Origin of the sequence: Acinetobacter sp. YH12098 (genome assembly GCF_013419235.1) — a bacterium.
GTDB classification, from domain to species: Bacteria; Pseudomonadota; Gammaproteobacteria; order Pseudomonadales; family Moraxellaceae; genus Acinetobacter; species Acinetobacter amyesii.
This window is the reverse complement of the sequence record NZ_VPAO01000048.1, coordinates 22,503-29,889: the sequence shown is the minus strand read 5'-3', so window position 1 is coordinate 29,889 and position 7,387 is coordinate 22,503. Positions and strand designations below refer to the sequence as shown.

General features: G+C 39.4%; 8 protein-coding genes. 6 read left to right on the top strand and 2 right to left on the bottom strand.

Annotated features, from left to right (window positions below; all coding sequences use genetic code 11):
• Positions 1–758: 758 nt before the first annotated feature.
• The 6 genes from FTU38_RS14485 to FTU38_RS14460 all read left to right on the top strand — a co-directional run bounded on the left by FTU38_RS14485 (position 759) and on the right by FTU38_RS14460 (position 5,213).
• Complete coding sequence (locus tag FTU38_RS14485) at positions 759–1,487, top strand: HesA/MoeB/ThiF family protein (protein ID WP_180111675.1); 729 nt, start codon at positions 759–761, stop codon at positions 1,485–1,487.
• 58 nt (positions 1,488–1,545) lie between these two features.
• Positions 1,546–2,844: an AarF/ABC1/UbiB kinase family protein gene (locus FTU38_RS14480; protein WP_078193949.1), complete on the top strand. Its 1,299-nt coding sequence runs from the start codon at positions 1,546–1,548 to the stop codon at positions 2,842–2,844.
• 83 nt (positions 2,845–2,927) lie between these two features.
• Positions 2,928–3,308: a dihydroneopterin aldolase gene (gene folB, locus FTU38_RS14475; protein ID WP_111884985.1), complete on the top strand. Its 381-nt coding sequence runs from the start codon at positions 2,928–2,930 to the stop codon at positions 3,306–3,308.
• Positions 3,265–3,714 (top strand): 2-amino-4-hydroxy-6-hydroxymethyldihydropteridine diphosphokinase, encoded by a 450-nt coding sequence (locus FTU38_RS14470; RefSeq protein WP_180111673.1) that lies wholly within the window; start codon positions 3,265–3,267, stop codon positions 3,712–3,714. The genes folB and FTU38_RS14470 overlap by 44 nt, the downstream gene beginning before the upstream one ends.
• Positions 3,715–3,876: 162 nt before the next feature.
• Positions 3,877–4,455: a DedA family protein gene (locus tag FTU38_RS14465; RefSeq protein WP_257223092.1), complete on the top strand. Its 579-nt coding sequence runs from the start codon at positions 3,877–3,879 to the stop codon at positions 4,453–4,455.
• A gap of 77 nt (positions 4,456–4,532) precedes the next feature.
• Positions 4,533–5,213, top strand: coding sequence for a hypothetical protein (locus FTU38_RS14460; RefSeq protein WP_180004952.1), 681 nt, complete (start codon positions 4,533–4,535; stop codon positions 5,211–5,213).
• A 69-nt stretch (positions 5,214–5,282) separates the two neighbouring features.
• On the opposite strand, the gene coq7 is transcribed toward FTU38_RS14460, so the two are convergent.
• Together coq7 and FTU38_RS14450 are read right to left on the bottom strand one after the other, a co-directional pair.
• The gene (gene coq7, locus FTU38_RS14455; protein ID WP_180004953.1) at positions 5,283–5,918 is read right to left on the bottom strand and encodes a 2-polyprenyl-3-methyl-6-methoxy-1,4-benzoquinone monooxygenase; all 636 of its coding nucleotides are present in this window, start codon (positions 5,916–5,918) and stop codon (positions 5,283–5,285) included.
• Between the two features lie 3 nt (positions 5,919–5,921).
• Positions 5,922–7,241 carry an MFS transporter gene (locus FTU38_RS14450; protein WP_180111671.1) on the bottom strand — a complete coding sequence of 440 codons (1,320 nt, stop codon included), beginning with the start codon at positions 7,239–7,241 and terminating at the stop codon, positions 5,922–5,924.
• Positions 7,242–7,387 lie beyond the last annotated feature (146 nt).

Sequence of the window (7,387 nt, the reverse complement as noted above, 5' to 3'; positions counted from 1 at the left end):
AGTATTTGGATTGTCACTGCTTGCTCCAAAGTTAACATGTTGAGCAGTCCAAAATGACCGCTATATTAACCAAGGGGGTCAGTTTTTAAATGCCATTAGGGGGTCATTTTTACACTGCCGCTAACAGGGGTAAAGGGGTAAATATGACTGAGCACAAAGTATTTGAATAATGTGTGTTAGCTCATAAGTTTATCGAACATATTGTGTCAGCAATTTAATTCTCACTGAATTCATACATATACCTACGGATTAAATCTCTTCGCATACATAAACGCTTAAAATGTCTTGAATTAAGTTTTATTTTCTGAGGCTAATGTAGAAAAGAATCATTAAAATGAACCTAATGTAAGCAGCTCTAGTGCAACTAAATACGGTTAAAAATATAACTATATTTTTAATTTATTATTTTTAAAACATGTATACGCTATACCTCTATGATGTTTCTACATACTAAGGTGTCTGAGATACTGTATTTTAAATAGTGTAATTGAAGATACGCTAACTAAGAAAAATACCATGTCTACAGAGCATTTATTTTAACTTTAAGCTGTATATTGTCTTGCTCAAATAGCAGGGTGTTTTTACACTGTTTCGGGTTTGTAGCCGAATAACATTTGATGGATATCGGTGTTTTTAATCTTTTGCCTGCGGTATAAACTCGCCCATTTTTCATGCTTGACGAATTTTAATAAGGAAATACTTTGTCTACGTTTAAATCGAATGAATCAACATCTGAATTTGAATTAAGTGATGATGAAATGCATTTATACAGCCGTCAAATATTGCTTGATGGATGGGACATCGATGCACAAGAGAAGCTAAAACTTGCCAATGTACTCATCGTAGGGTGTGGTGGAATTGGGTGTACCACAGCCGAATTATTGGCACGTGCAGGCGTCGGACAAATTACTTTAATCGATGCAGATCGAATTGAAATCAGTAATTTGCAACGACAAATCGCGTATACCAAAAATGACGTAGGTTTTTATAAATCGGAAATTTTGGCTAAACGCTTACAAGCGATTAACCCGCATATCCGAGTGCAAAGCTATACCAAAAAATTAGATGAAAGCAACGCAAAGGCATTGATTTCACAGCAAGATTTGGTTCTCGATGGTTGTGATAATTTCAGCACGCGTTATTTGGTCAATGTGAGCTGCGTAGAAAATAATGTGGCGCTGATTAGTGCTTCAGCGATTGGTTTCCAAGGGCAACTGTTTATGGTTGAAGCCGATGCTGCCTGTTATGAATGTTTATTTCCAAAAGAACATCATACCAGTGAAAGTTTACGCTGTGCAGACTCGGGTGTACTTGCAACTACACCAAATGTTATGGCAAGTTTGCAAGCACATCATGCCTTGCTCTATTTGGGTTTAGGGACGACAGCACTGAAACAAAAGCTTTTGTTGTGGGATGGTCGGTCAATGAAGCAAAAAATTCTCACTTTTGAAAAAGATCCCGATTGTCCAATCTGTCAGGCAAGATAAAGCAGCAAGCCCTTATTTTTTTGCTACACTCACGTTAATTATTTTTTTCTAAGACATTATGAAAAACAATATCTGGTTAGATGGAATTCGCTCGGTTGCCCGAATGGGTGAGACCGCAGTCGTTGCGGCGAAAGCCGGCTTTAAATATGCAACTGAAAAACCAAGTAACGCAAAATTAATGCGTGAAACTTTTGAATCGCTAGGTTCAACCTATATTAAATTAGGTCAATTTATTGCTAGTACACCTTCTTTATTTCCGCGTGAATATGTAGAAGAGTTTCAAGGCTGTTTAGATCAGACACCGTCATTGCCGTTTAGTTATGTGCAGCAGGTATTGGCTTCAGAATTTGCTGGCCGTAATTTAGATGAAATATTTGCTTCAATTGATGAAAAGCCTTTGGCTTCTGCATCTATTGCACAGGTACACGCTGCTAAATTGGTCAGTGGTGAAAATGTTGTTATCAAGGTGCAAAAGCCGGGTGTCGAGACGATTCTCTATACAGATTTAAATGTCTTACATTGGGCTACTAAACTGGTTGAAAAAGCTGTACCCAAAGTCAAATTTGCTTCACTTGCAGATATTGTTGAAGAAATTAAAGTTCGCATGGTACGTGAAGTGGACTTTATTGAAGAAGCTCAAAATCTTGACGACTTTGTGAATTATCTGAACGTAACTCAAAACAAAGCCGCAACAGCACCAAAGGTTTATCACCAATATTCAACACGTCGTGTCTTAACCATGGAACGTTTATACGGCGTGCCATTGACCGATTTTGACGTGGTCAAGAAAGTCGCTAAAGATCCATCGCAAGTTTTGGTGACAGCGATGAATACATGGTTTGGCAGCTTGATGTTATGTAATAGTTTCCATGCAGACTTACATGCAGGCAACCTGATGTTGCTTGAAGATGGTCGAGTTGGATTCATCGATTTTGGTATCGTGGGCCAGTTGAAACCTGAAGTGTGGACAGCATGTATTGCGTTTATGGATGCCCTACAAAAAACTGACTACAACTTGATGGCTGAAAATATGCTGAAAATGGGCATGACGGCTGTCAAAATTGACACACAAGTCTTAGCTGCCGACTTAGAGCGCTTATTTAGCGGTGTGCTTTTGGCCGATCCGCAAGAGTTATTAACCTCGAATCCTGCCGATTTGAATGACATCATGATGGATATGGTACAAGTCGGAGAGCGTCATGGTATTCGCTTCCCACGTGACTTCGCTTTATTATTCAAACAAATGTTGTACTTCGATCGCTTTATGCGCATCCTTGCGCCATATACCGATATTTATGCAGACCAGCGTATTCAGATGGTGCAGACTATGGATCCTAATTTATTGTTGAAGCAATAATTTAGCCGCAAGATATAAATAAAATCCTCTTGCTTAAACAGGAGGATTTTATCGATGTTTAAGATTTTATTTTGAGTGTAAGAATGGACGCAATTATCATTGAAGGTTTGAAAGTTGAAACTGTAGTCGGCTGTTTCAATTGGGAGCGTCAAATTATTCAGCCTTTGATGCTCGACCTCAATATTCAAACCAGTTTAGCGCAGGCGGCTCAGTCAGATGAGCTTGAAGATACCTTGAATTATGCTGAAATTTGCGAAATATCAGCCAAAGTCATTCAAACTGCTCAACCTAAATTGATCGAACATGCAGCAAAACTGGTGATTGATGCACTTTTTGCTACCTATGACAGCATTGAATCTATTATGATTACCATCCGGAAGCCTGCCATTATCGCGCAAGCCAATTCTGTAGGAATTCGTCTTGAACGCCACCGAAACGATTTTCGCCCTAGCTCTGGCGAGTAATTTCAATCCAAAACCGCATTTTCAACTGGCTTTACGTCAAATTCAGGCTTTGGGTCATGCTGAATTTTCCAAAATTTATGTGATTCCTTGTCGTGATGGCATTGGGGCGGATTATTGGAATGCAGCTTGTTTGGTGAAAAGCAGTTTATCTGTAGATGAAATCAGCACCTTACTGAAAAAAATGGAAGCAGACTCAGGTCGTGTTCGTCCGTCTCATAATATCGCTTTGGATCTGGATCTGATCGCGTGGGGCGAAAGCTTAGCGCACATGCAATTTAATCCGAAAAAACTGCCTTTAGCACTCGATGTTAAAATACCAATGTTCGACATTTGGAAAAATGAAATGTTTGAACATCCAGCACATCAATTTCCTATGGTGAGTTGCCAAAAAGTTTTAGTGGATTGAGCGAATGAAACAAAATGTTTTCAATGCACATGAGTGATATTTCAAACTGACCTTAAATACGCTAGATAAACAATAACAAAAATATTCAAATCCTGTCATGGTATGCGCTAGCGTATAGGCTGTCGCAGGATTACATTATCTTTTTAGCTTCAAAATAATGATATGAACTGGACTGATCTGATTCAGCACTATGGCTATATTGCGATTTTTATTGGCACATTGTTTGAAGGAGAAACAGTGCTGATGATTGGCGCCTATGCCGTCCATCAACACATACTTCATTTTCCAATGTTGATTGCGGTGGCGATGCTAGGCAGTTTTATTGGCGATCAGTTTTATTATCAAATGGGCGCTCGCTATGGGCAAAAACTTATCCAGTCGAATGCAGAATTTTCACAAAAATTCGATCGTGCGAGCCAGTTTATTGAACGTTATCCTATTTTGACCATTTTATTTATGCGCTTTGCTTGGGGTTTTAGAACCATTTTACCTATTGCAGTCGGTGTGCGTACTTATCCTGTTTGGAAATATGTGCTGATTAATCTGGTTGCCTGTTTTATTTGGGCGATGTTGGTCGCTACGATTGGCTTTCAAATGAGTCATTATTTACATCTGTTTTGGGCGAAAATGTTGTCTTATCATCAAGATATTTACATCGTTATTGCCGTTATTTTATGTATCGTATTCTTCCGTGTGCTCTATACGGTGTTGAAGTGGTGGCGTAAGCATCATCAACATTGATAAAGTGAACGTGGCTGATCTGATAAAATCGTCAAAACATAATCAAAAGATTTAAAGGGATATTTAGTGAGCGCAATATGGGCTTAGGTTATGGTGCGGGTGCGGGAGGTTTCCTTATTATTTGCTTTGCGATTTTGGTGCTATTTATTGTCATTGCGATTTGGTTGAGTTGGAATAATTGGTATAAAAAGCAAAAAAATCGACCATATAAAGTAAATGCGGTACTTAAAATTGGTTTATCTGGCGTATTGTTTTTCCCTTTATTTGTTGCAGTAACGCTGGGATTGTTCGTGATTTCAGATCTTAGTTCTGACTATGCAGAGTGGCAGCATCAAAAGAAAATTCATATACAGTTGCAGGAACCCTTAAACTTTGGAGAGGTTGTACTGCCTGAAGGCACGTGGATTAACCGATCATTTGAAACCGACTATACTCTGGAACAGATGACTGATATTCGTCAAGGTCTGACTTCGGCTCGTTTTCCAGAGATTATTCAAATAGCTGGATTTGATGTTATTGCATTTGAGCTGGATCGTCATTTATTGCTGGAATTGGCACATGATCATACTGTTGTGATTAATAACCAAAAGGAAATTTGTCCGGCAGGATGGCTGCTTGAATTAGGTGGATCAGGTTATCCGTCCACCGAGCAACTTTATAGTTTGAATTTTGATTGGTTTACACCAAGTCGATGGCAGCCTATAAACTGTTTTGATGGCGAAGGAATTATTGTATTAAAGTCAAAAGATTTCTCATAAAAAAGCCTGCATCTTTGCAGGCTTTTTGTTCACTATTTATAAAACTTAGCGACAATCATTAGAAAATCATTAAATGTAATAACTGGTTTTGGTCATCAGCTTTGAAATACCAGTCATGGCAATACGAACTGGAACAGGAAGGTCTACACCACCTGCATTGAGTGCTGTATCACGGTGATGCAGCTCATCTTCATTCATTTGCACTAAGATTTTACGTGAACGTTCGTCTTGTTCAGGAAGTTGGCGGATGTGGTCTTCTAAATGCAGACTCACCTGACGCTCAGTTTCAGCGACAAAACCTAAGCTGTATTTATCACCGGCAATACCTGCCAATGCGCCCATCCCAAAAGAAAGGCCGTACCAAACAGGGTTGAGCAGACTGGTATGGCTGTCTAATTCTTTTAAGCGGTCTTCACACCAAGCCAAATGATCTTGTTCTTCAATCGCAGCGTGTTCCATTTCACGGCGGACATTTGGTAGTTTCGCTGTGAGGGCTTGGCCATGATAAAGCGCTTGAGCACACACTTCACCACTATGGTTGACCCGCATTAGACCTGCCACATGGCGTGCTTCGCTGACTGCAAGTTGCGTTTTTTCAGCAACAGACGGATTTTCACGATGTGCAGCCGTTGCTCCGGGAACTAAACTACGTAAGGCCTGATCAAATGAGTGAATAAGTTTGTCGACACCTGTAAATTGACGCATGGATTAATCCTCCAGAGAGACTTGCGTAGTTTGAAGCAAAGGTTTGATGCGTAATAGCAGCCAAATACAAAAGATTGCACTCAGCACTGCAGTTATACAAAAAAGTATTTTAATATCAATCTTTAAAACACTCAGAATGATAATTGAAAATATAGCAGAAGATACCATGAAAACGGCATTTAAAATGTTGTTTGCTGCAACTACACGGGCACGATGTGAGCGAGGCGAATAGGCTTGCATCATGGCATATAGTGGAACAATGTAAAAACCACCGCTAATCCCCAATAAAGTCACTGCGATCATTACATGGTAATAGCTCCACCCTTGGTGAAATACTTCTGAAAGGGTAATAAGTGGGCCAGTTTGAGTCGGGACGAGGGTCAAACTAAACGCTAAATACAGTGCAAATACCGTTAAACCGACAGCACCGATGGGAACCATCTTAATATTGACTTGAGTGCCGCCCAATTTACGACAAAGCAATGAACCTACGCCCACACCGACAGAGAAAAAGGTCAATAGCAAGCTAACGACATTTTCAGAGGCATGTAGATTTTGCTGAGTCATTTGTGGAATTTGGGTGAGGTAGGTTGCACCATAAAACCAATACCATGAATTACCGAGTAAAATTGTGAAGACTAAAGGCAAGCTTTTAGCGTATTTGATGGTTTGATAACTTGTTCGAAAAAAATTCCAGTCGATCTTTAAATCTGGGGCAGTCACATTTTGCTTAAGGATAAAACGACTTGAGATATAACCCAAAATAGCAATGCTTAAGACTGTCAGGCTGATCCAAGTGAGATTGCCATTTGAAGATGCAATGACAGTTCCACCTAAAATCATACCGATCAAAATTGCCATGGATGTACCAGATTGGAAGAGCGCATTGCCTGACATCAGCTCATTGGGCTTTAAAATTTCAGGCAAAATTGCATATTTGATTGGACCAAAAAATGTCGAATGGGTCCCCATCAAAAATAAAGCCAGCAACAATAACCATAAATGACCGGTCAGAAAGCCAATACTGCCGATGATCATGATGATAATTTCTAAAATTTTGATGCCACGGACAAGTTGTGAACGTTCAAACTTATCTGCGATCTGTCCCGCTGTCGCTGAAAAAATAAAGTAGGGTAAAATAAACAATAAAGCAGCTAGATTGTTTAGCGTGCTGATGGGTAATGCCTGTTGTTGGATTAATCCATAGGTGATGACCAACAATAAAGCCTGTTTATACACATTGTCATTGAGCGCCCCAAAAAATTGGGTCAAAAACATAGGCAGGAAGCGGCGTGTACCTAGCAGATGTTCGTTGTTATTCATAAGTGTCTTGCTACATTAAGTTTTATTAAGAAATGTGAGTGATTGGTAAAATCTCTAAAAAATCATGTAATATGTTTTTTGAGTTTGGAGATGGCGAAAAACCAATAGATATAAGATCTTTAGCTCTATATCTGGTTGACTAAGTC

Excerpts from the sequence above, each read along its gene's own strand:
- FTU38_RS14465 (WP_257223092.1), top strand. The coding sequence starts at position 3,877 with ATGAACTGGACTGATCTGATTCAGCACTATGGCTATATTGCGATTTTT.
- FTU38_RS14460 (WP_180004952.1), top strand. The coding sequence starts at position 4,533 with ATGGGCTTAGGTTATGGTGCGGGTGCGGGAGGTTTCCTTATTATTTGC.
- FTU38_RS14450 (WP_180111671.1), bottom strand. The coding sequence starts at position 7,241 with ATGAATAACAACGAACATCTGCTAGGTACACGCCGCTTCCTGCCTATG.
- FTU38_RS14485 (WP_180111675.1), top strand. The coding sequence starts at position 759 with ATGCATTTATACAGCCGTCAAATATTGCTTGATGGATGGGACATCGAT.
- coq7 (WP_180004953.1), bottom strand. The coding sequence starts at position 5,918 with ATGCGTCAATTTACAGGTGTCGACAAACTTATTCACTCATTTGATCAG.
- FTU38_RS14480 (WP_078193949.1), top strand. The coding sequence starts at position 1,546 with ATGAAAAACAATATCTGGTTAGATGGAATTCGCTCGGTTGCCCGAATG.
- folB (WP_111884985.1), top strand. The coding sequence starts at position 2,928 with ATGGACGCAATTATCATTGAAGGTTTGAAAGTTGAAACTGTAGTCGGC.